The following is a 1,242-nucleotide window of genomic DNA, read 5'->3' as shown; positions in this document are numbered from 1 at the left end:
CTCGTTGGTGAGGCGTATATAGTCGCCACCATCAACAAGTGTCAACAGCCAAGATCACCCTTTTTTCGATTTCTCGTGGAGATCTCGGCGAGGCCCGAATTTGTGAGTTGGCTTGGCCCGATTGTGACCGGCTTTCCGGTGCAGCTTATCCCATGAAGCACGCCATCAGATCCGCGCCGAGCGGATGCCATCGGCCCGAAATCGCTGGTCACGCTAGGCGGTGCGCCATGGCCGCCCCCTGCTTTAGCGCCGGTTAGAGCCGTTCTTCAAGCAATTCCGGCGTGATGTTGCGGCCAGCGTAAAAGACGCCCAAAATCAACACCCGCTCGCCCTCGACGGCGAATGCAATGCTGACAGCGCGCCGGTACCCAACAATCCGCAGCCCAGGCATGATCTCGACCCGCTCGGTGCCGCGTTGTGGAAAAGTCGACAGGCCGAGACAATGGTCGCGGATACCCACAACGAAATTCCAGGCGATCGCAGGCGATGCGCGTTCCGCTATGTCGTCATACAGCGCTTCCAGCTCGGACTCCGCCTTGGGGTGGAAGACAATCTGATACTCCATCCCCTACTTGGCTTTCGCCTGTTTCGCGCGATGACGCGCCTCCAGCCGCGAAAACACCGTGTCGGCAGGGATCCCTTTCGTTGGATCCCACTGGAGCTCGGCCAGGCGCGACGGTACGTCTTCGCGCAGCCATTTCTCTCGCTCCGCCTCGAAGTCCTCGAGCATGCGCAGGCCCGCGCGGACAACCTCGCTGGCATTGTTGTAGCGGCCTGATTCGAGCTGCTTCCTGATGAAGCTCTCATAGTGGTCGTTCAAAGCGTAATTTGGCATGGCAACCTCCTGCAAACATTATGGGAGCGCTCAACGCGGATAGCAATAGATGTCAGCTATTATCAATATGGCTGATTCGGCCATGCTCCACCTTGCCACCATCCGGCTCCGGGAGAGATGCCGTCGCCTGATTCGGCACGACCGGAATGTCGTCTCGGTCTTGAGGGCGCCGGCGCGATCGAGGAGCGGCATGCAAAGTCGATGCCCGCGGTCGTCATCTCCATGGCAGCATGCGCGCGACGGCAGACGCGAACTCCAACCGGATCGCCGACGCGCTCGGGATGTCATTTCTGTCCGGTTTTGTCGTGTCACGCGGACATTGTCGTTTGCGCTTCCGATCTACGGCTCACATATGCTCCCAAAGCGCAATGCCCGCCGGCTGCTGCCTGACGGGCGTTTGTGATTTG

The 1,242-nt window shown here is 59.7% G+C and carries 2 protein-coding genes; both read right to left on the bottom strand.

What is annotated here, in order from left to right:
• Positions 1 to 253: 253 nt before the first annotated feature.
• Positions 254 to 565 (bottom strand): type II toxin-antitoxin system RelE/ParE family toxin, encoded by a 312-nt coding sequence (locus AC07FD_RS18340; protein ID WP_478350998.1) that lies wholly within the window; start codon positions 563 to 565, stop codon positions 254 to 256.
• 3 nt (positions 566 to 568) lie between these two features.
• On the bottom strand, positions 569 to 835 hold the full coding sequence (locus AC07FD_RS18335; RefSeq protein WP_478350997.1) for a type II toxin-antitoxin system ParD family antitoxin: 267 nt from the start codon (positions 833 to 835) through the stop codon (positions 569 to 571).
• Positions 836 to 1,242 lie beyond the last annotated feature (407 nt).

The organism is Mesorhizobium waitakense, assembly GCF_056431085.1.
Note: the sequence above shows the minus strand (reverse complement) of the source record. Positions and strands in the feature narration are given on the sequence as shown.